Origin of the sequence: Rhizobium sp. WSM4643 (genome assembly GCF_025152745.1) — a bacterium.
In the GTDB taxonomy this organism is placed as follows: Bacteria; Pseudomonadota; Alphaproteobacteria; order Rhizobiales; family Rhizobiaceae; genus Rhizobium; species Rhizobium leguminosarum_I.
Window position 1 is genome coordinate 4,076,260 of the sequence record NZ_CP104040.1, and the last position, 19,504, is coordinate 4,095,763.

Here is a 19,504-nt window from a genome sequence, read left to right on the forward strand (position 1 = left end):
CTACCTTAAAGCTTAGAAGGATGTCGGGCGCGGCATCGGCACCGGCACGTTGGCGATCGCTCCCGCGGTATCGCCCCGCGCCATTTTTTCCGGCTGCGCTGCCGGCTGCGGGTCTTGGCCCGGAATGAGCCCGGCAAAGACGAATTGCGGATCGTGGTCCATCGGCTGGATATAGGGCGACTGCACTCGCATGCGGCCGACTTCGTCGCGCGTTTCGCTGCGCACCTTGGCGCCCTTGGCGCTGCAGATATCGGCGGTGATGTCGGCAACCTGGTCCTGTCCCGGGCCATAGGGCCTCAGCGAACCCAGCGTGTCGTTGCTGGCAGGCTGGGTGGTGAAGCCCTTCTGCAAGAGGTTCGCCGTCGCATCGGCGCGCGCCGCAAGGCTGTCGGTGCCGAGCACGACCGAGACCAGCGTGCGGCCGTTGCGCGTCGCCGAACCGATCTGGTTGAAACCCGAGGCGCAGATGAAGCCGGTCTTCATGCCGTCGGCGCCGGCGAAGCGGCCGATCAGCATGTTGAGGCTCGGCACGTTCTGCTGGCCGGTGGTAAAGCCTTCCAGCGAGAAATAACCGGCATATTGCGGAAAATCGCGGCGCAGCGTCACCGTCAGCACCGCAAGGTCGCGCGCCGTCGTATACTGCCCCTTGCCGGGCAACCCGTTCGGATTGACGAAATGCGAATCCGTCATGCCAAGCTTCAGCGCCTCGCCGTTCATCCGCGTCACGAAGCCTTCCTGCGTGCCACCGATGGCTTCGGCGACCGCGACCGCGATGTCGTTCGCCGATTTGACCATCAGGATCTTCAGCGCGCTATCGAGCGTCAGCTTCTGGCCCGGTTTGAAATACATCTTGGCAGCCGGCTGCGCGGCGGCGCGCTTGCTGATGACGATGGGCGTATCGAGGCTGATCTGACCGGCGCGGATCGCGTCGAACACGGTATAGACGGTCATCAGCTTGGTGAGCGAGGCCGGATACCATTTGCGGAAGGCTTCTTCATGCTCGAGCACGCGGCCGGTCTGCACGTCGACGAGAATATGCGGATTGGCCTGGGCCAGCGGAACCGAGGCCAGAAAAACGGCAGTCGCCGCTGATACGAAAGAAAGCGGCCGCAAGGCAGCAAACAAACGGAAGTGGCTCGTCGACACGGTTCGTCCTTCGGATATCAGGAAAATCTCGAAATCTTCCCCTATTTAGCCTATATGGCTATGACATGGCAAAGGTCATTGACTAAGTAATTTCCACAGCCTCACACCCTTGTGATGCGATGAAAGATTGTCGAGATTTCATAACAGGAACGCCGATATGCCGATTTTGAACAGAGCCGCGGAGTTGCAGGACGAGGTCGCCGAATGGCGCCGCCACATCCACGCCCGGCCCGAACTCCTCTTCGCGGTGGAAAACACGGCCGCCTTCGTCGCCGAAAAACTCAAGGAATTCGGCGTCGACGAGATCGTCACCGGTATCGGCCGCACCGGCGTCGTCGGCCTGATCAGGGGCAAGGGCGAAGGCCGCCGCACGGTCGGCCTGCGCGCCGACATGGACGCCCTGCCGCTCACCGAAATATCAGGCAAGCCCTGGGCTTCGAAGACGGCCGGCAAGATGCATGCCTGCGGCCATGACGGCCACACCGCCATGCTGCTCGGCGCCGCGAAATACCTGGCCGAAACCCGCAACTTCAACGGCAATGTCGCCGTCATCTTCCAGCCCGCCGAAGAAGGCGGCGGCGGCGGCAATCTGATGGTCAAGGACGGCATGATGGAGCGCTTCGCTATCGAAGAGGTCTACGGCATGCACAATCTGCCGGGCCTGCCCGTCGGCCAGTTCGCCACCCGCAAGGGCGCGATCATGGCGGCAACCGACGAATTCACCGTCACCGTCAAGGGCCGCGGCGGCCACGCCGCTCAGCCGCACAAGACGATCGACCCGATCGCCATCGGCGCCCAGATCGTCGCCAACCTGCAGATGATCGCCTCACGCAGTGCCGATCCGCTGCGCTCGGTCGTCGTCTCGGTGACCAAGTTCAATGCCGGTTTCGCCCATAACGTCATTCCGAACGACGCGACCTTCGCCGGTACGGTCCGCACCCTAGACCCCGAGGTGCGCACGCTCGCCGAGACGCGGTTCCGGCAGATCATCGAGGGCCTGGTTGCGGCCCACGGCGCCGAGGCCGAAATCAGCTTCCATCGCAACTATCCCGTCACCGTCAACCACCCCGTTGAGACCGAGCACGCGGTCGCCACCGCCAGCGCCATCGCCGGCGAGGCGAACGTCAACGCCGAGATCGATCCGATGATGGGCGGCGAGGATTTCTCCTACATGCTGAACGCCCGCCCCGGCGCCTTCATCTTCATCGGCAACGGCGACAGCGCCGGCCTCCACAACCCGGCCTACGACTTCAACGACGAAGCCATCGCCCACGGCATCTCCTACTGGGTCCGCCTCGCCGAACAACGCCTCGGCCTCTAGCAACAATTAAGGCTTGGCTTCACGCCAAGCCTTTTGTATGCATGGCGTGCAAGTGGTCCCGTAGCTCAGCAGGATAGAGCAATTTTAATAGCCTGCAAACTTACTGATTTGCCGCGATACCCTGTCGCGTACGGCGCTACTAAACCAGTAAATTTACCGATGTTGCTCAAGAGTCGAGCGGTTCCTGCGGCTTGCCGCTAGAAGTGATCCAACGTACTCCAGCGCCAAACGACGTGGTCTCAGCAGTAAACTCGATATTCCGAGCTTTTAAAGCAGCTTCCAACCGGTCCAGTTTCACTCGACTTACGGCCTCAAAATCGTCGAGTTCGAGCCGGGCGATGAACTTTTGGTCTACGTCGGCGATCTTCGCCAGCTGCGCTTGTGATAGATTGGCCAAGCCTCTTGCCGCAGGTAGCATCGCTCTCCTGTAAGGGTCTTTCCTACCTGGTACTCGCCACCTGATACCCTGACCGAAGTCACTGCCCGCATCAGTGAATTCGACGCCTTCTTCCTCGTATTTCTCTTTCAGGAGGTAGGCGAAGCGCGGCGTGAGCTTATACCGCCCTGCTTCGAGGGTGTAGACCGACCGGGACTTCAGTTTGAACAGGTCTTCGATGCCAGTTTGGGTATATCCCAACAGGCAACGCGCAGCTCTGAGGAGGTCTGGAAGGCTGTCCATATATCTGGATGAGCAGGCCAACCAAGGAAATGTCAATTAATTCTGGTTGATACATAAGCGCCATTAAAACTAAGTCATAATATTTGCAAATAAGTCATTTCCTTTGCAATTGAGGCGCGAATCAGATTTTGTGTTGCCAACGCAGCGGCTTCGCCGCCGAATCAGAGGGCAACTTGTGTGATGGATAAATGGTTAGGCACGCCACCGGATTTGATAATCCCAAGACTAAGATCGCTGGTCGAAGATTTGGAACGCGTTGCCGCTCCCGGCGGCGTTGCCGGTATCAATGACGCGGTCATCATCAAGAACTGCATCCTCACAAGTCGATCTGTCCCCTGCTTGATCGGCCAAATGCATGGCCACCCGACAATCAAAGACGGGGCGGGTATCACGAGCGAACTTTTCTACCTCGACCGAAAGCGGCGCGTCGCTAGGACACTGAGCCGATGGTATCGGTTCGACGATGGCCTTTTGATCTGATCTCACGTTACGGAGACCACCAATGGAAAAGGCTCTCGCCGACCAGCTTGACCGGTACATTTACAAACTTCAGGAAGCATCGCGAAATTTAAAAGGCTCGCGGTCTATTGGTGCGATAAGAACGAAGCACGACAATGCAGCAATTGCGACGAAGTCCGCAGCGGATTTCTTAGCCTACTGCGCCCTCATCAAGTTCGTTCGACGGAATATCGGCAGCCTGTCGCAACCGTCATGCGTCGCCTTGGTCTGTGTTCCAAGTCAGTGGCTGCTTTCAGATATTGAAGATGCGGCAAAGATAATCTTCAACAACGCGAAGCAGTTCAAAATCTGCCTCCACCCTACGTCAAAGCACAAGCGGGGTTGGGAGATCGACGCAGATGAACTCCTTGCCTCAGACAAACTGATCATTTTCGCGCGGGCTGGCTCGATGGTTCACGAGGATTTCGAATTGGCAGCGACAGTTCGTGACCGGCTTAGCTTGTGCGATGTCAGGCATATCCGCGCACTCAGCGGGCTACGAGGATGTGGCGCACTCACCGACGAGCAGGTGGCGGTGATCGCACCGCAGCCTTCGGAACGAATGGAAGCGATTTTCCGACGCGGGCAACCCGCAAAGCGTGCAGCCGAAAGGCTCATGGATGCTCATAGTAAGTCAACTGACCTGCCCGCGCAGCACCTCGACTTGTCGAAAGGCTTCGGTGAAGCAGGCGTGTGGGCCAAGGAATTGAAAAGAGATATCCAAGAGTGGCGTGAAGGAAAGTTGCCTTGGCCCGAGGTAGATAAGGGGTGTTTGCTCTACGGCCCGCCCGGCACTGGAAAGACACGATTTGCCTCCGCACTCGCTGCAGAATGCGATCTGCATTTGGAGGCGGCTTCGATCTCTAAATGGCAGAGCTTTAAGGATGGCGACCTGGGAGATATGCTGAAGGCAATGTACCAAGCCTTCGGGGCTGCCAGGGAAAATGCCCCTGCGCTGTTGTTCATCGACGAGTTCGACTCCATCGGTGATCGCTCAAAGTTTCCGTCGCAGCACGAGACCTACTCGACAACGGTTGTCAACGCCCTTCTTGAATGTCTAGACGGCATCGGAGACCGAGAAGGTGTCGTCGTGCTTGGAGCATGCAACCATCCACAAAAAATCGACCCCGCACTATTGCGAAGTGGTCGGCTGGAAAAACATGTTTCATTTCCTTTACCAGACGCCGCAGCTCGTTCAGAAATCCTTGCGTTTCATCTTCCCAGCCTATCTGAAGAGGCCGCCCTCAAGGAAATTGGAGCCCGATTGCCAGGCAAAAGCGGGGCTGATCTCGAACGATTGGCAAGGGAGGCTCGGCGCATTGCGCGGCGCGAAAATCGATCAGTTACCATCGACGATGTCAGGGCAAGGATAAAGGTACCTGCGCCGCTCGACGCAGCCACTTTGCACCGAGTGGCGATTCACGAGGCCGGTCATGCCATCGTGGCACACGCTCTTTTTATCGGAAAAATCGAACGTGTGGAAATCTATGACAACGTGCATCGGTTCGCGACCGTCATGGACGCCAACGGGCTGACTACAGTGGAGATATCCGCCAGAGAGTTCACGACACGGTGGGACATCATCAAAATGATCACGATGCATCTCGCTGGAGCGGCGGCAGAAGACTTAGTCTTGGGCCACCGGTCAAATTGGGCGTCGGGCACTCGGGACAGCGATCTCTCGCAAGCGACAACCTTGGCAATCAAGATGGTTACGGAATATGGCTTCGGTAGTTCACTTTATTTCCTTCCTGGTTCCGTCGACATTGAGGCAGCCGTCACACTTTGGGAAGATCAGCCGCTCCGGGATGAAGTTACCGAGATTCTGCAAGAACAGTATCAACGAGCGAGAGACATGCTTGATGGTTTGCGCCCCACCCTACTCAAGCTCGCGGATGCACTTGTAAAAGAAAAGTCCTTGGACGCGGCTCAATTAGAACCGTATTGGCCAGGTGCCCCCAAACGCACGAACGTTTTGCGCCAATAGTGCGGCGCAACGACATCCGGCGACTATCAAGGAAATCGAAATCAACGAGGCAAGGAAACGTCGCGGAAATTGCGGCGCGGTCCCGGACTATTTTGCCTACACGGAAGGTATGACATGCGGGCTTGGATCATCAGCGATATCCACCACGCGCGGATGGACGTTCTCTGGAGCAATCTTGCGGTCCCAAAAGCGGACGTTTGCATTTGCGCCGGGGATATCACGAATTCAATAGTTGATAGCATCGCGCATGTCCGGCGCTTCATCGAGCCACACATGCCTGTGGTCCTTACCCTTGGCAATCACGACTACTATGGTTCGAGTATCGATTTCGCCCTTGAGCGGGCGCGACGCCTCATCGAAGGTACGCGTATTCAACTACTTGAAAATGAGACCTGCATTTTCCACGATTGCCGCTTCGTCGGCGCGACACTGTGGACAGATTTTGCGGTTTCGGTCGGCGACGATGATCACGTCCCGCCAGAGGAGCGACGAGCCAAAGCCTTCGCGTTGGTTCCTTGGCAGATAATGGACTTCCACTGCATCCTTCGATCCGACCCGCGACACCCGGGTGAAAACGGGCTGATCACAGTTCAGGAAATCCTCAAGCGCCACATCGCGAGCCGATCATTCATTGACCGCGAACTGGAAAAGCCATTCGACGGCCGCACTTTCGTCGTGACGCATCACGCACCGCTCATCCAGAGTTTTGACGCCCGATTCTTTGGCCACGTAACCAATGCGGCATTCGGAAGTGATCTGTCCGATTTGATCGCGCGGCGACGGCCGTCCGTTTGGATTCACGGCCATATCCATCGATTCCGCGACTATATGGCTGACGGGACCAGAGTGATCTGCAATCCTCGTGGTTATCGAGGCGAGCGAGATTTGAATGGATTTCGGCCGGGTTTCGTCATCGATCTATGAGAAATCCTGACGAGGCAGTCGATCTTGAGGACATGGCGAGTTATTACGCTAAAGCATCGACATGGGCGCAGTCCATGGTTGGGTAAGGTTAGAAGGCCTCCCGCTCTTCACCCGTTTGGCGATTCCAGCGCAATTGGCGGCGTCGGCGCAATTCCAAGCAAAGTGCCAACGACGGGTCGCCGCCTTCCGGTTAGGACTGCCGGTGTCCATGGTGCCGTTCGGGTAGACAACGGTAAACGTCCAGCCTGCATTGTGGGCATCGCCTGCTAGCCGCGATAGAGAACAAGACAAGAACAAAATTCCTTATGGATGCGAGCACAGATTTTGGCATTAAAGTATACATGCCCGAGTCAGAGGCACGATAGCCATCGAAGGACGAACAGTGAGCACAATAGGCAAAGTCTTCATCAGCCATGCTACCGCAGACGCCGCCTTGGCAAAATTGGTAGTGAATTTCCTGAAGGAAGCCGTAGGCGTGCGGGATGCAGATATTTTCTGCAGCAGCCTCCCAGGTCACAGCATCCCGTTGATGGAAGACTTCAATTTATACCTAAAGAACCAAATCGAGCAGCCCTCTATCGTCCTCGCACTCCTGACACCCGCCTATTTCGATAGCGACTTTTGCTTGATGGAGCTGGGAGCGGCCTGGTCGAGGTCACTGAAGACGCTCGCCGTCGTCGCTCCAGAAATATCGTTCGACCTCGTGACAAAGACCTTGGGACTGAAGCAGGCATGGCTGATCAACGATCACTCCCGGCTTTCTGAATTCAGAGACGCTTTTAAAGAACTAGCGTTGGAAAGCCGAAGCTCCGCAACGTGGGAAGGGAAGGCGGCTGAATGGCGGAAGAGGTTGCCTGCGATCCTTCGCGGGCTGCCGTCATCCAAACTCGTTTCAAAAAAAGACCTCGATGCTGCGTTTTTTGAGATCGAGACGATCAAACGAGCCTCGGCCGCAGAAGCCGAACGGCTATCTAATCTACATCAGGAACTAGCCGGGCGCTCTGCTCGGAAACATCAAGAACTTGAGGAGGAGAACGCCGCACTTCGAAAGCGGCTGGCCGACAAAGAGGCAGGATTGCCCCGCGCCATAATTGTCGAGCCGGAACGCCTTATTGCTCTCGATCTGCAAGAGGTCCTAACGCGGGCTCGATACGATGTTGTTGGCGTTACAAAGTCAAAGCAGGAGGCGATCATCATGGCCCTTGCTGAAAAGCCAGAACTCATCGTTACGGAAATAGACCTTGCTGACGGCTCATCAGGCATTGATCTCGTGAATGCCCTCTACCCACATTTGGAATGCTTCGCGATATTCGTCACCAACCATCCGGAGAAGCTGTTGACAGGCAATCGACCGGAGCCAATCGAACTGATAACGAAGCCGTTCTCACCCGATAATCTGCTAGAAAAGGTCGCTGGCGCGAGGAAGCGCCTTATTGAGAGGCGGGCGCTGGCCGAACGCCAAGCAGTTCGTTGATCACCGTCGCCTCGCGAACCACACCACTGGAAATGTTATCCTTACCGTGCAATTTCTTGGGGCAGGGGCATCTTGGGGACATCGATGATCAGCAGCAAAATTATTGCCGTGGCAGCCGTGATGGCGCTCGCTGCATGCAGCTCCACGTCGCAAGGCGTCGCTCTCGGCGTTCGAGGCAGCCCAGCATGGAACAAGACAGCTCCGAAAGCCGATATCGTGGCCTACTATGACCAGAAGCGCGATTACGAGCTGTGCACCAGCTGGCAAAAGCATCCTGACAGTCCGACGCTGCGGGCAAACATCGCCGATGCCCTGGAACGTCGAGGAAAGCCCGCTGACATGTGCTACCGGCCGGACCTGGATGCGACGCAAGCCGCTGCCGAAGCTTCGCGACCGAATTCGTATGTGCCTCCGCCCGCTGCCCGAAAGCCCGTGAATTGCCAAGGCTACACGATTGGGAACATAACGCAGACGTATTGCAACTGATGGAAAAGCCCACCAAAACGTTCGGTCTGGATGAGCCCATCGACCTTTATCGAAAGCTGCTGTTCGATATCGAGCGCCTTCGAGTCGGAGGCTCCAGCAGAGCCGTGCAGTTTTCTGCATTCGACTGCGCCGTCGATGCGTTCCACTTGATCGACTGGGTCCTGCATGCCGTCAATGATGAGGCTCATCTTCGCCTGACGGGCAAGGGGCGCGGCAAGCATGGCGTAATCCCAGGCTTCATTACGACGAATGCGATCCGACTGCCTGACCTAGAGCTATGCCGCCAGATAGCCAACTCGGTAAAACATGTCGTCATGACATTTGGTCCGAAGATGGAGCACATGTCGACAGGCTCCACGGTGAAGTTCGAACCCGAATTTATACCCGATCAACCGCCTCCACCCGGCTTCCGGATGTTTGCGTGGGTCTACATCGAACTTCACGGCACCAAATATGCTGTCATCGAGCTTTTCGAGCACATGGCGCGACAGTGGGAACAGTTCCTAAGACAGGAAGGCCTGTTTGTTGAAGAGCCACCGGACTGGGAGCCATCTGACGAAGCGTAGAGCGCACATGTCTAACGGGGAACTGCAAAAGGGGCAGCTCGCGCCTTTGTTACCAAAACCCCTTCCGTGGTAGCTCCGCTTCGGGAAATGGAATGTACTTAAAATATTCTTTTTTACATCCAGAGCTGGTGGTCATTTCCATGTTGCTGCCGCCATCGATCACTTCGAACATTACAGCCCTTTGAGGCACCCGCACCCTTTCGGTCTTGCCAATCACAACAGAGTATTTAGCGCAGACGACTGAAACCCCGTTGTCGTATGTGTGCATCCCCGAGATTTCGGCCTGCTTTATCGTATCGGGATAGGCGAAATGTTTGTGCATGTAGTCAGCAAGCAATTGTCTTTGCTCCGGCGTCGAGGGGAAATCCTGCTCAGCGAATGCGGGTGAATAAAACGCCAGAGCCAGTGCTAGTTGGAGAAACATTCTCACGGTAAATCCTCTACTTTTCCGAGGTGTCTTTTAACTGCGCAGCGAGGATTGTCGATATCCGAAGCTGTTCAAACGAGACTCTTAAAGGATTTGGTGCTGGAATGGCTGCATGACGAAACCGCCGCGCCCTCCTCGATCTAAGCCGCTGCTCCGCGACGACGGCGGGCCCTTGCAATCGCGCCCGATCCGAAAGCGGAATCCAGCGCAACCGGCGCTGCCTTTCGATCCCATGCCGCCAAGGGTCGAACCGGCGCTGGCGTTGCTGAAGCAAAAGCCGCCGCCAGGTGATGATTGGGGCTGGGAAATCAAATGGGACGGATACAGGCTGGCCGTTCACGTCGAACCTACCGGCGTGCGAATCTTGACGCGAGGCGGTTACGATTGGGCCGATAGATTTCCGGGTATCGAGGCGGCTGCTCGGTCGCTCGGTCCCGCGTCCATGATTCTCGACGGTGAAGGCGTCGTCTTGGACGAACAAGGGCGCTCCGACTTCAACGGACTCCAAAATTCCTTGGGCGCGGTCGGCCGCCGTTCCGGCAATCTGACGGCCGGAAACGCGATCTTTATGGCGTTCGATTTGCTCTATCTCGACGGCCACGATTTGCGCGGCCTCGAATATCGAGACAGGCGGCATCTGCTTGAAGAGACCTTGGCCGGTTTCGGGGGTGCTATTCGGCTATCGGAAGAAATCGACGCCGATCCCGTCGCCATCCTCGATCATGCCTGCCGCCTCGATCTTGAGGGGATAGTCGGCAAGAACCGAAACAGCAAATATCAATCCGGACGAACCGGCGATTGGGTGAAGCTGAAGTGCGCCCAGTCGGAACCATTTCTGATTGTCGGTTACGAGCCGTCGACAGGCGCATACGGCGGTTTCGGTTCGCTCCTCCTTGCGGCATATCAAGGCGACGATCTGCGCTATGTCGGTAGCGTAGGAACCGGATTCAAAGAGCGACCTTCGGTCGCGCTGCGGGCCATGATGGACAAGCTACCGTGGCGGCGGAAAGCGCCGCCAGTTGCGTATGAAGGGAACCGGCGGGTCGTATGGGTCCAGCCGACGTTGATTGCAGAAATCGAATTTCGCCAATGGACGCCTGACATGCAGCTGCGGCACGCCGCTTATAAAGGGCTGCGAGACCGCCAGGACAACGCGGACGTTTTCCGGCTGGACGATGACGAGGGACGATGAAGCGATCTATCCCAAGGGAACTATTCGCCCGTGACTCCGGGTGACGAAAGATCGCCAGCATCGACAATCAAACGAGCGCGTTCATAGAGTTCGTCGAATGTAACGACTTCTGGCCGCAGCAGGTTTCTTCGGAAGCGCTCGAAACATCCGAATTTTCGTTCGTTGATGCCGTGTTCAGTTTCGAACTCATTGAGGCGGCCGCAGATGACAAAAGATCGAGGTTCAGTCGTATAGATGGTCTCGCCGGTCGGATCGCCGTCCCTGTCCGTTATCCGCACGGAGGAGCCCCACTGTGCTAGGGCTGCGGCAACAGTTCCTTGGACTTGTGCGACCGCGCCGGAAAGCTCCTTGGAAGGCGTCCAAATGCCCGAGCGATACTGGTCTGGCGATACCAGCTCCGTCCTATGATGCTTCAACTCCACGAAAGCGGCCGTATTCAGGATGGCCCGGGATCGAAGCAAAGCGTCAACCCGCTTTCCGGGTCCCCCAAGGTCGTGTCCCCTAACCGTCTGCTCTAACTTGCGGTCGTCCAGTGGACCGAAATTGATCAAGCTGAGCGAATATCCTAGAATCCACGGGTTCTTCTCTAAAAACTGTTGCCAGAGCGCTTCAGGTCCCTTGCCGCGCTGGGCTGCGCATTTGTCGAAGTAGTCGTCATCAGACAGCCACCGTTCGAAAAGAGCGAGCTGCTTCTTTCTATACGATAAAGCGACGACGTCTTCGGTCGTGATCTCATTGCGAGCAATGGCAGCTAAGAGCTTCTGGTTGTCGGCTGCGATCCTCCGCATCTGGTCAGGTTTGAGAAGCAAGTCTTCAAGGTCACGGTCTGAGATATTCAGGCGGCCATCATTTGGAAAGTGGATGCGCTTGATGTTCGCCATGAACTTAAGAAGGGCAGTCATCTCATGCGGACCGAGCGTGAAGTATTCCTTCGCATTGCCCTTCGAGGTAAATTTTTGGATGGTGACCGATCTGAACAACCTGTCGTCTTCGAGAAAACTGGCTTTGATCTGGAAGCGACCAGCTTCGGTCTGCCGCAGAACAAGTTCGTCTTTCACCTTTACAAATTCGTAGCCGGGCTCGCCATCGATCACCTTGTTGGCGACACGGAGTTTTCGCCCCGTGTAATCCTTGAGCGCCGGACTAGCATACGTTTTGTCTGGCCGGGAATTGCGGAATATTTCCTCTTCGCTGCTCATAATCTCAACCCGTTGGAAACCATTTTGGGTTGTAGCAGATAACCAGACGCGATACTTCACAATACCAGATAGTTGACTAGGCTTACCTCACCAAATCCCCTTAATTTTACTCGTCCGCTATCTGAACGTGCGCAGCACCAATTCGAAGAGGGCAAAAAATGCCGGAGTTTTCTTCGCCCCAGAGCGGCTTCGACTTCGTTCCGCTGATGAACTATGCGCCAATTGCGTCTATCGAACTGCTTGGCGATTGCCCCCACTTGTTCCACGGTGACAGGATCGGATTCCTATCCATATAGTGGTCTGCTAGCTTGGAGAGAGAATGTATGGGCGGCGTTGCAAAAAGCATCGATGAAGTTATCAAGCGTGGGTTTGCGCAATTGCTCAAAGGTGAGGAGTTTAAGAAGTCGGGACGCAACTGGCACCGGCCTCATGGCGAGGATTGGCTGATCGTGAACCTGCAAGCGAGCAACTCCAATTTTGGAGAGAACGGCAAGTTTACGGTGAACCTCGGCGTGTTTGTGGCTGCGGTGGCCTCCATGGCAGGGCAGAATGCGATCGAGGGAAAACCTTCAGAGCCGAGCGCGACCCTTCGCGCCAGATTGGGAGAACTGGTTCATGGCCGAGACCATTGGTGGGACGTTACGGCGGCCACGGACCTGGATTTGGTTGCGGCTGATCTGGTTGACAAGATGCAGTCCATTGGCATTCCATGGCTCGAATTTCACCTTGATCGCTCGCACCTTGCAACGGCTCTAAAAGACAGCCCCTCTTTGCTATCATTCAGCGCCGCCTTGCTTTCGGGCGACAGGGACGAGGCAACTCGGCGACTGCGGGAGGCAATAAGACTTCGGCCTGCGGGCAGAACGCATTTCCTCGCCTGGGCGAGCAATAACGGCATTTCTCTTTGAACTACCGAGATTGAGCGACACAGGTCGACCGTCCGCCTCGGGCCGTCAGCGTTGGCATTATCGCATCATATTGGCGATTTTACCCACTGATTTAACGTGGCTGCAAGCGGACCGGCCAAATCACCACGGGATAATTCTGCAATACTGCCGTTAGCTGCTTGCGTCGATCTGCACAATTTGGGCAATGTGGAATCACGCGATTTGCAGATACGGCGGCTTCCACCCCCGTCGCTTGGATAGGTCCAAACTATCCGTGAAAGAACCGCAACTGGCGAAGCGGAGAGAGAGAAGGAAACGGCATCCAAAGCCCTTCCTTCCCCTCTGCGGTCCTTATCCCCTTGTGAGAGGATGGGGTTATCTGTGCCGCTGTTCGCCCTTCGTGGCAATAGTTGACGGTCTAAAAGGTTGTGCAAATAGTCTAAAGTTTATACGCCAGCACATACTTTCGACCTTCCCTTGCGCATTGATCCATCAATCCGAAATCGATGGGATAGCGGAACGATAACCGACGAAGAACTTTAAAACTTCCGGTTATGGACCACAGGTCGCTCACTTCTGAAGATGGATCGTGTGGGTTGTGTAGCAACCGCCCCATTGATCGGGGAGCCAAAAAACTCATGAGCGTCAACTGTCAGTGTTGGAGAAATGACGGTCTTGCATTGTCTTCAGATTGGAGCTGAATTTCTCTTTTGATTCCGGAGATAAGAAGCCGGATTCTCGTGAGTTCCGGAGCAGCGCCGCATGTTGAAACCTGATGGTAGCTGCAAGGGCAATCCACATGGCGAGTGCTTCAAAGGTTTTTGATCCCAACTTTTTCGCCTCGGCCATCAACCGCTCATGGTCGTTTAGCCAGCGGTTTGCCTCCCAGTTCCGAGCCGTAAAAAGGTCCGTCATAAACTGTTCGTAATAAACTTTGCCGGACGGGTCCTCCATCAGGATGTTCCACTCGGGTGAAAATACTGGCACGAGCCAGCTGTCGGCATCGGCTAAAGATGTGGCAACACCGATTCCTGGGCACGGCGCTAATGGGTGATCGGTCACCAGCTTTTTTATGAGTCCTGCGACAGCGATGTCCCAGCTCTCGCTTGTCTCTTTGTCCACCGTCCCGTCGAATAACTGGCGGGCGAGGTCGTACAAATTGAAGGGCGTAGCAAACTGCGACGGCAATCGCTGGACACATGTGCCGAGTATGATTCTCTCGTAGTAGTTCCCCTTCTGGAGGTATTCTTCATAGGATGCCCCCATCAGGGTTGCCACCGCTGAATGGGTTGCCCTCTCTACCGTCTGAACTGCCTCACCAATATCTGCCAAAACAGAGGAGTTCGCGAGATCACTCGGCTTGCATTCCCATGGGGGAAGCTCTGAGACTGGTGATCCTATGGACTCGTAAGCGGCGGCGGCAAGTTGTGAGCAGAAGTAGCCAGCATCCGTCTGGTCGCGCAGGAAGGGCAATATCGTTCCCACTGCGCCTTTCGTGGAATATGGACGGAACAACAGCGACCAAACAAAATCTGCGAGTTCGTCCCGCTGCTTCTGAGATAGGCCCGTCGCGCGAAGAACGCGAAGCTTCACATTTGTCTCATAGCTGACCGCCGGAAGAAAGACCGGTATCACACCAGGATCATTTGCTTCGACTGCGATGCCATTGCCAACGTGCAGGGCAGCATGACTAAACGATCCAAGAGTGGCTGCCCGGATCAGCCAACTTGTCTTGTTCTCTCCCGTCGAGAGGATGATGTCTCCGGGCAACAGCGCAGCAGTATTGATAACTGTAATGCTGGTCATTCATACGGTCCTTTGCCTCAGGCGAGAACCCATCAGACGATGCGAACTGAACGTTAACGGCACAACTACTGCGTATTCAAGCTGTTCGCATTAGGCTCCACGCGACCAACTGAATCCATGATAGCGCGATTGCACGCATCATCCAGTGGCAATTGCGTCCTAGCACCCAGGGTATGCGCCGCATCGCCGTGCGCTCGCACGATCTTGCGCGTTCTCGTACCGCGCAAGGTTAGTCCGTCGGCGTGGACCCGAATAGTGCCACATGGGGCTGCTCCCGGTTTAAACCCTGGTAAATGCCGATTTACGAAATGGGTCTGGCCTGCGGGGCAAGTGGTCGAGGATCGTTGCTAAAGAATGACCGCGCCCCGGAAAAGACGGCGCGATTGTGATGCCCATTGCCTAGAGGAGAATCGGCTGGGACACCGGCTCCCCGGACGAGGTCACGATGGTCGAACCATAGCGTTCCCGTGACGTCACCACGATCTGGTCGTTCGGAAGCGGCCGGGCGAGCGCCTTCGCCTCCTCCCAGGGTGCACGCATCCATACATCCACCTCTTCCTGCGTCAGCAAGAGGACCGGCATTGCCTTTGGGTGAATCGGTTTGACGATGTCGTTGGGATCGGTCGTCAAAAATCCGTAGAGATCATCTGTGGTCAAGCCGTCTTTGACCTTCCGAACGCTCTGCCACTGCGGAACGTGCACGCCCGCGAAGAACATAAGCGGCTTGTTTTCGTCGCGAGCGAACCACGCATTCGGCGTGCTTCCACCGTCCTGTTTGCTGGCGGGGTCGGGTTCGGCAAAGCTGGTTACCGGCACGATGCAACGGCTCTGCACACCGAACCATTTCTTCCAGTGGGCAACATTGAGGTTCCGGACGTTGGTGACGCCCTTGTCCGGCTCCATCCGGATGAGCATGTCCATGTCGACGGGCTTGCCCTTCTGCCGCAACTTCTCTGCCCGAGCCTCGGCCGCCTGCTTGATCACGAAAAATGGCGAAGGAAGGCCCCACCGCGCATGCACAAGCTGCTTCCGGCCGTCCGCCGTATTGCGAACGATTGGTCCAGCTTGATCCGGATTCATCTGGTAGGCGGGCATCAAGTTAATCAGGCTCTCGGCGTCCAATGCCCATTTGCTGACCCAGTCCTTATCCTCCATGCGGTAAAGATTGCACATGATCGCGACTACCTCCATTTCGCTTGGTTGATAGCCTAATCGTTCCGATCAGGACGTCAAATATTACCCAGCACACGATATTGGTGGGCTGCGATGCTTAAGGCCCCGGCCAAGAAGTCCGATGGACACCGTCACCTTCGAGCGTTTTTGTCTAATAACGGCGACGTTGCCCCTCATGGTGGCAGTTGGTAGACGTGATGCCGTTATTGGAGCACAAAAGAAGAATGCGAACCGATCTCACCAATGCAGAAGAGACCGTCAAGGTTCTTGAGGCCAACGACGGCCTAAAGCGTGTTTGGATCGTCCAGCGATCTGATGCCGTGTACGTCCTTCGACCGGAAGAATGGTATCAAGACGTGTTCGAAGGGGAGATCGTCGCAGAAGGGTGGAAACCCATATATGGCAATTTCGGACTATTCGGAAGCGCTGACTTAGCCGAGAGTGAAGCGATCACCAGTTTTGAATGGCTAGCGCATTCTCCATGTAAGAATGCCTAGTATGCGCCCTGGATCGCACATTGATCGCACGCCCTTCTCACTGATAGCAGCCATTCCTTTCGGACAGGGCGTCAAACTGTCGGCCGAGAGTCCCTATCATCGCCACCCGTGAGGGCCACTCCAGTTTTTGCTCAACTTAGGCGTTTGGCGGAAACCGCTTGTAAGCCCACCATCTCTTGGCGACAGGAGCCTTCGGCCCATCTGAAGGAAGTGACGTAAAGACCGTCCTTATCGTTTCATCGCCGAAGTCCGCGACGACCTCAGATGCGACGACTTCCATACGCTCTCGATCTTCATCGTTGAAGTCCGGGTCAACCAAGAATTCGAGGACAATCTCGTTGCCATTCCAGCCGCACGTAACAGCGGCTACGGCTGATGAGACTGCCCCAAGCAACGCGCGTTGCACGCTAAGTCGAAGTCTTATTTCTCGATCAAGTGTGGGCATCGAACCTCTGTTATGGAGCGCTTTACCGCAACATTCCGACGGCCTCTTCAACAGGATCAATCCCGGTAAAGCTATCGAATATCACTCCGTCCTTTCCCTGATCAGCTCGACGTCCGCCACCGGGATAGAAGGGTGCGAAGTCCCTCGACAATGACTTGGTGCTGAGGAATGGCATCCTTATCGAAGCTCAGCCGCGCGTACATTCGCAAATCCTTCAAGTCGACATTTCCCTCACATCTATGGAATGGGGCATAACATTCGATCACGACATCCTCCCCGGGACCGAATTTATACCAATAGGTCATCTGCAAGCTGCCTATCGGAACCACGGTATGCCAAAGCCCGTGCTCCTCGACGCTCCCCGGGGAACGACCATCGAGCTGTCTTGCCCCCTTCAGCCATTCAATCGATCTTCGCCCATGTGAACGATCATCATCGTACCCAACGATCCAAAAAGCTTCCACGACCGACTCGTCGGGTCCCGGGTTAGGCCTGGCACGCTCCTTTGGTCGGTTTGTCGCTCCGTTATAGATGATCTCTGCTTCAGGCATATCGAGGCTGGGTATCCAATATTGGAGACTGGCCTGTTTCCGTGGAGGGCAGTTGAAGCTTGTCGGGTTCGGGCGACTAGCATAGTAGCCCCACGGAATATCATAAGGTTGCGAGGCAAGCACGACCCGAACTGGATGGCTCAGTTCAATGAGCGAACGCCGCCGCCATATCAACTCCCGCTCAGCAAGTGTTCCACCGGAGTATCCCTTGCTGCATGGCAGATTGTAGATTTGCTCTGTCGTCTCATTGCTCGGCAGCACTAGGGCCGGAGCCCTGGTCGCCATCAGCAACATGGGCAAGAGGATTATGGCGGCGCATACCATGAGGATCGCCCAGAGAACAACGCGCAGGACTAGACGGCTCAACGAGTGGAATTTTGAGGAGAGCACGATCTAACGAACTTTCATGGTTTGAGAGAATTGAAGATCGCTCGGGCATTGGCCGCGACAGCCGCCGACTGCGTTATGAAAAGCTCGGCGGTGCTTCTGAAATCGTACGAGATGGCGAGCTTGTCTGATAGTTCCTCTGTTGCCGTGCAGGAGAGCCAAGGTTGGCTCTTCGAACGATGGTCGTGGCATTGGGCGAAATATCCATCCGGCCGCTGCAGATAAGAGTCGTTTTGCGAGCGATAGGTTCTGAGGCCGTCGGACGCCACAATGGCCTGGGTCTTCAACATAGCCTCACGTTCGCGCACCGAAGGATCAAAGCCCGGAGCCTTGACGGAAACGGTCATTTTCACAGGCTTGCCGGGAATAACGTCGGTCGGGATCAGGTGACAGGCCATCTCCGCCCAGGGATATTCAGGGTGCGGGCGCGAACAGAACGGTCGTTTGGTTTCCATCTCTCTCCGCGCCGGGATGCCATCCAGCATAAAGACTACTGACTTCAACGTCGCGGTCCCTCCATCTGCCTTCCCGCAGAAGGCCCTAGCATCAGGATTGTTCCAAAGAAGATAATGGTCGCCATACATGCCGTCGCCGTACAGCAGGAGGCCGGGCGCAACCGGAAGCGCGATGTCGACATCCGCGATCCGGGCAGGATGCAGGTTGTCGAGGCATGCCGCAGATGGCGGTGCATATCGAGCTTCTCTGGTTTTCTGCTGGGTCCAGGTGACCGCGAAAAAACTTCCGAAGCCTAAAATGAAGACGACAGGAAGCACGTATACGGCCCGCAGCGCATTCAATCGTGTCGTGCGGCCGATTAATACGACTCCGCTTGCGACGAAACCGCTGGCGGCCCCGATCATCGCGAAGATCACGAGGATGATCCCGAATGCTGCGCCAGCCCCGTCCGAGGCATTGACACTGGCGAATTCGACTTTGGCCAGAACTGCCGCCACGAGCCCAGCGGGTACGAGCAACCACCAACGCCACCAGAAACACAAGGCGAGGAAGCCAATGAGGTATGGAGTTGCCGCCAACGTGGCGAGCGATCCGAAATGATCCATGAACGGCAGTCTCCCCAGTCGCCACCACTTGCGGTGTCGCCAGATAGCTATCTGTTCAACCTGAACCCGGCGTAAAACTCCTTCCTCAATTTTTAATGGCCATTTGCATCGCTGACCAGAGGCGCTCTCCACTCACAACTGTCCCAAATTAACCCATAATTTAGCATTCGCTTGCATGCGCGAACTCCGATGCTACCGTCGCAGACATCGTGGGGGATCGCGCATGACAATTGAAGAGCTGATCGATATACAGGAAGCAGGTTCAAGAGCGCGGGTGCTCGGGCTGAAGGCCCACGAGAACCCATACCTAGCGGCCGATAGGATGCCCACTGGTGATGCCGGTGCTCTCGGGGATTGGCTTGCGCGTCACGACGCTTGGAAGTTCGGTTGGGAGGCGGAGGACGCGAGTCGCGAGGATAGGATTGTTACTCACTTCAAGGAACTGATCTCGTTTGCCAACCGACGTCCACTCGATGCGTAATGTCATAGCGCGTTCCAATGAAAAATGAACTCATCCACGAAGTCTGGCTCGATCCCGAACCTGATGGTCAGACGCTTCCTGGTCTTTGTCTTGCTGGCCCCATGGGCAATGATTTCAGGGCTCTCCTTAAACCAGAAGCGGTAAAGGTCGCCGAGCTGAGGGGACATAGCCATTTCGACGCCATGACCAAGTATTGGAAGCTTCAAGGCTGGGGCGAGTACGAGGCGGAATGTCCGCAAGATCACGAGCCCTATCCAGATGAATGGGCAGCAATTCAGCGCACTTTTCTCGATGGCCGAGATTGAGGTGCGGTCCGC

General features: G+C 56.0%; 18 protein-coding genes and 1 riboswitch. Of the genes, 11 read left to right on the forward strand and 7 right to left on the reverse strand.

What is annotated here, in order from left to right; all coding sequences use genetic code 11:
• Nucleotides 1-12 precede the first annotated feature (12 nt).
• On the reverse strand, nt 13-1,146 hold the full coding sequence (locus N1937_RS20175) for a D-alanyl-D-alanine carboxypeptidase family protein (protein WP_260056830.1): 1,134 nt from the start codon (nt 1,144-1,146) through the stop codon (nt 13-15).
• A 157-nt stretch (nt 1,147-1,303) separates the two neighbouring features.
• Between N1937_RS20175 and N1937_RS20180 the strand changes: the two genes are divergently transcribed.
• A complete protein-coding gene (locus N1937_RS20180; protein ID WP_260056831.1) occupies nt 1,304-2,467 on the forward strand; it encodes a M20 aminoacylase family protein in 1,164 nt (387 codons plus the stop codon).
• 166 nt (nt 2,468-2,633) lie between these two features.
• Here N1937_RS20180 and N1937_RS20185 read toward each other — a convergent pair whose 3' ends face one another.
• Complete coding sequence (locus N1937_RS20185; RefSeq protein ID WP_260056832.1) at nt 2,634-3,146, reverse strand: transcriptional regulator; 513 nt, start codon at nt 3,144-3,146, stop codon at nt 2,634-2,636.
• A 502-nt stretch (nt 3,147-3,648) separates the two neighbouring features.
• On the opposite strand from N1937_RS20185, the gene N1937_RS20190 reads away from it, so the two are divergent.
• The 5 genes from N1937_RS20190 to N1937_RS20210 all read left to right on the forward strand — a co-directional run bounded on the left by N1937_RS20190 (nt 3,649) and on the right by N1937_RS20210 (nt 9,081).
• Complete coding sequence (locus tag N1937_RS20190) at nt 3,649-5,631, forward strand: AAA family ATPase (protein WP_260056833.1); 1,983 nt, start codon at nt 3,649-3,651, stop codon at nt 5,629-5,631.
• 114 nt (nt 5,632-5,745) lie between these two features.
• The gene (locus tag N1937_RS20195) at nt 5,746-6,555 is read left to right on the forward strand and encodes a metallophosphoesterase (RefSeq protein WP_260056834.1); all 810 of its coding nucleotides are present in this window, start codon (nt 5,746-5,748) and stop codon (nt 6,553-6,555) included.
• Between the two features lie 382 nt (nt 6,556-6,937).
• Nucleotides 6,938-8,029, forward strand: a complete 1,092-nt coding sequence (locus tag N1937_RS20200) for a TIR domain-containing protein (RefSeq protein ID WP_260056835.1) — start codon at nt 6,938-6,940, stop codon at nt 8,027-8,029.
• An 84-nt stretch (nt 8,030-8,113) separates the two neighbouring features.
• The gene (locus N1937_RS20205) at nt 8,114-8,515 is read left to right on the forward strand and encodes a hypothetical protein (RefSeq protein ID WP_260056836.1); all 402 of its coding nucleotides are present in this window, start codon (nt 8,114-8,116) and stop codon (nt 8,513-8,515) included.
• Nucleotides 8,515-9,081 (forward strand): hypothetical protein, encoded by a 567-nt coding sequence (locus tag N1937_RS20210; protein ID WP_260056837.1) that lies wholly within the window; start codon nt 8,515-8,517, stop codon nt 9,079-9,081. The genes N1937_RS20205 and N1937_RS20210 overlap by 1 nt, the downstream gene beginning before the upstream one ends.
• Nucleotides 9,082-9,130: 49 nt before the next feature.
• Here N1937_RS20210 and N1937_RS20215 read toward each other — a convergent pair whose 3' ends face one another.
• Nucleotides 9,131-9,505 (reverse strand): hypothetical protein, encoded by a 375-nt coding sequence (locus N1937_RS20215; RefSeq protein WP_260056838.1) that lies wholly within the window; start codon nt 9,503-9,505, stop codon nt 9,131-9,133.
• 115 nt (nt 9,506-9,620) lie between these two features.
• On the opposite strand from N1937_RS20215, the gene ligD reads away from it, so the two are divergent.
• Nucleotides 9,621-10,700 carry a non-homologous end-joining DNA ligase gene (ligD, locus tag N1937_RS20220; protein WP_260056839.1) on the forward strand — a complete coding sequence of 360 codons (1,080 nt, stop codon included), beginning with the start codon at nt 9,621-9,623 and terminating at the stop codon, nt 10,698-10,700.
• 20 nt (nt 10,701-10,720) lie between these two features.
• Here the strand turns inward: ligD and N1937_RS20225 are convergent, their stop codons facing one another.
• Nucleotides 10,721-11,899: a Shedu immune nuclease family protein gene (locus tag N1937_RS20225; RefSeq protein WP_260056840.1), complete on the reverse strand. Its 1,179-nt coding sequence runs from the start codon at nt 11,897-11,899 to the stop codon at nt 10,721-10,723.
• 323 nt (nt 11,900-12,222) lie between these two features.
• On the opposite strand from N1937_RS20225, the gene N1937_RS20230 reads away from it, so the two are divergent.
• On the forward strand, nt 12,223-12,807 hold the full coding sequence (locus N1937_RS20230; protein WP_260056841.1) for a DUF4304 domain-containing protein: 585 nt from the start codon (nt 12,223-12,225) through the stop codon (nt 12,805-12,807).
• Between the two features lie 58 nt (nt 12,808-12,865).
• Nucleotides 12,866-12,944: riboswitch (SAM riboswitch) on the reverse strand.
• A 487-nt stretch (nt 12,945-13,431) separates the two neighbouring features.
• Here N1937_RS20230 and N1937_RS20235 read toward each other — a convergent pair.
• Nucleotides 13,432-14,592: a hypothetical protein gene (locus N1937_RS20235; protein ID WP_260056842.1), complete on the reverse strand. Its 1,161-nt coding sequence runs from the start codon at nt 14,590-14,592 to the stop codon at nt 13,432-13,434.
• A 399-nt stretch (nt 14,593-14,991) separates the two neighbouring features.
• Complete coding sequence (locus N1937_RS20240; protein ID WP_260056843.1) at nt 14,992-15,765, reverse strand: SOS response-associated peptidase family protein; 774 nt, start codon at nt 15,763-15,765, stop codon at nt 14,992-14,994.
• A gap of 224 nt (nt 15,766-15,989) precedes the next feature.
• On the opposite strand from N1937_RS20240, the gene N1937_RS20245 reads away from it, so the two are divergent.
• Nucleotides 15,990-16,262 carry a hypothetical protein gene (locus N1937_RS20245; protein ID WP_018481306.1) on the forward strand — a complete coding sequence of 91 codons (273 nt, stop codon included), beginning with the start codon at nt 15,990-15,992 and terminating at the stop codon, nt 16,260-16,262.
• 1,400 nt (nt 16,263-17,662) lie between these two features.
• Here the strand turns inward: N1937_RS20245 and N1937_RS20250 are convergent.
• Nucleotides 17,663-18,706: a hypothetical protein gene (locus tag N1937_RS20250; RefSeq protein WP_260056844.1), complete on the reverse strand. Its 1,044-nt coding sequence runs from the start codon at nt 18,704-18,706 to the stop codon at nt 17,663-17,665.
• Nucleotides 18,707-18,929: 223 nt separating this feature from the next.
• Between N1937_RS20250 and N1937_RS20255 the strand changes: the two genes are divergently transcribed.
• Both N1937_RS20255 and N1937_RS20260 read left to right on the forward strand, forming a co-directional pair.
• Nucleotides 18,930-19,187 carry a CrpP-related protein gene (locus N1937_RS20255; protein ID WP_018481310.1) on the forward strand — a complete coding sequence of 86 codons (258 nt, stop codon included), beginning with the start codon at nt 18,930-18,932 and terminating at the stop codon, nt 19,185-19,187.
• A 17-nt stretch (nt 19,188-19,204) separates the two neighbouring features.
• Complete coding sequence (locus N1937_RS20260; RefSeq protein ID WP_260056845.1) at nt 19,205-19,492, forward strand: hypothetical protein; 288 nt, start codon at nt 19,205-19,207, stop codon at nt 19,490-19,492.
• The last annotated feature ends 12 nt before the right edge of the window (nt 19,493-19,504 follow it).

Excerpts from the sequence above, each read along its gene's own strand:
- N1937_RS20215 (WP_260056838.1), bottom strand. The coding sequence starts at position 9,505 with ATGTTTCTCCAACTAGCACTGGCTCTGGCGTTTTATTCACCCGCATTC.
- ligD (WP_260056839.1), top strand. The coding sequence starts at position 9,621 with ATGACGAAACCGCCGCGCCCTCCTCGATCTAAGCCGCTGCTCCGCGAC.
- N1937_RS20245 (WP_018481306.1), top strand. The coding sequence starts at position 15,990 with ATGCGAACCGATCTCACCAATGCAGAAGAGACCGTCAAGGTTCTTGAG.
- N1937_RS20185 (WP_260056832.1), bottom strand. The coding sequence starts at position 3,146 with ATGGACAGCCTTCCAGACCTCCTCAGAGCTGCGCGTTGCCTGTTGGGA.
- N1937_RS20210 (WP_260056837.1), top strand. The coding sequence starts at position 8,515 with ATGGAAAAGCCCACCAAAACGTTCGGTCTGGATGAGCCCATCGACCTT.
- N1937_RS20180 (WP_260056831.1), top strand. The coding sequence starts at position 1,304 with ATGCCGATTTTGAACAGAGCCGCGGAGTTGCAGGACGAGGTCGCCGAA.
- N1937_RS20260 (WP_260056845.1), top strand. The coding sequence starts at position 19,205 with ATGAAAAATGAACTCATCCACGAAGTCTGGCTCGATCCCGAACCTGAT.
- N1937_RS20195 (WP_260056834.1), top strand. The coding sequence starts at position 5,746 with ATGCGGGCTTGGATCATCAGCGATATCCACCACGCGCGGATGGACGTT.
- N1937_RS20250 (WP_260056844.1), bottom strand. The coding sequence starts at position 18,706 with ATGGATCATTTCGGATCGCTCGCCACGTTGGCGGCAACTCCATACCTC.
- N1937_RS20240 (WP_260056843.1), bottom strand. The coding sequence starts at position 15,765 with ATGTGCAATCTTTACCGCATGGAGGATAAGGACTGGGTCAGCAAATGG.
- N1937_RS20205 (WP_260056836.1), top strand. The coding sequence starts at position 8,114 with ATGATCAGCAGCAAAATTATTGCCGTGGCAGCCGTGATGGCGCTCGCT.
- N1937_RS20230 (WP_260056841.1), top strand. The coding sequence starts at position 12,223 with ATGGGCGGCGTTGCAAAAAGCATCGATGAAGTTATCAAGCGTGGGTTT.
- N1937_RS20235 (WP_260056842.1), bottom strand. The coding sequence starts at position 14,592 with ATGACCAGCATTACAGTTATCAATACTGCTGCGCTGTTGCCCGGAGAC.
- N1937_RS20255 (WP_018481310.1), top strand. The coding sequence starts at position 18,930 with ATGACAATTGAAGAGCTGATCGATATACAGGAAGCAGGTTCAAGAGCG.
- N1937_RS20190 (WP_260056833.1), top strand. The coding sequence starts at position 3,649 with ATGGAAAAGGCTCTCGCCGACCAGCTTGACCGGTACATTTACAAACTT.
- N1937_RS20225 (WP_260056840.1), bottom strand. The coding sequence starts at position 11,899 with ATGAGCAGCGAAGAGGAAATATTCCGCAATTCCCGGCCAGACAAAACG.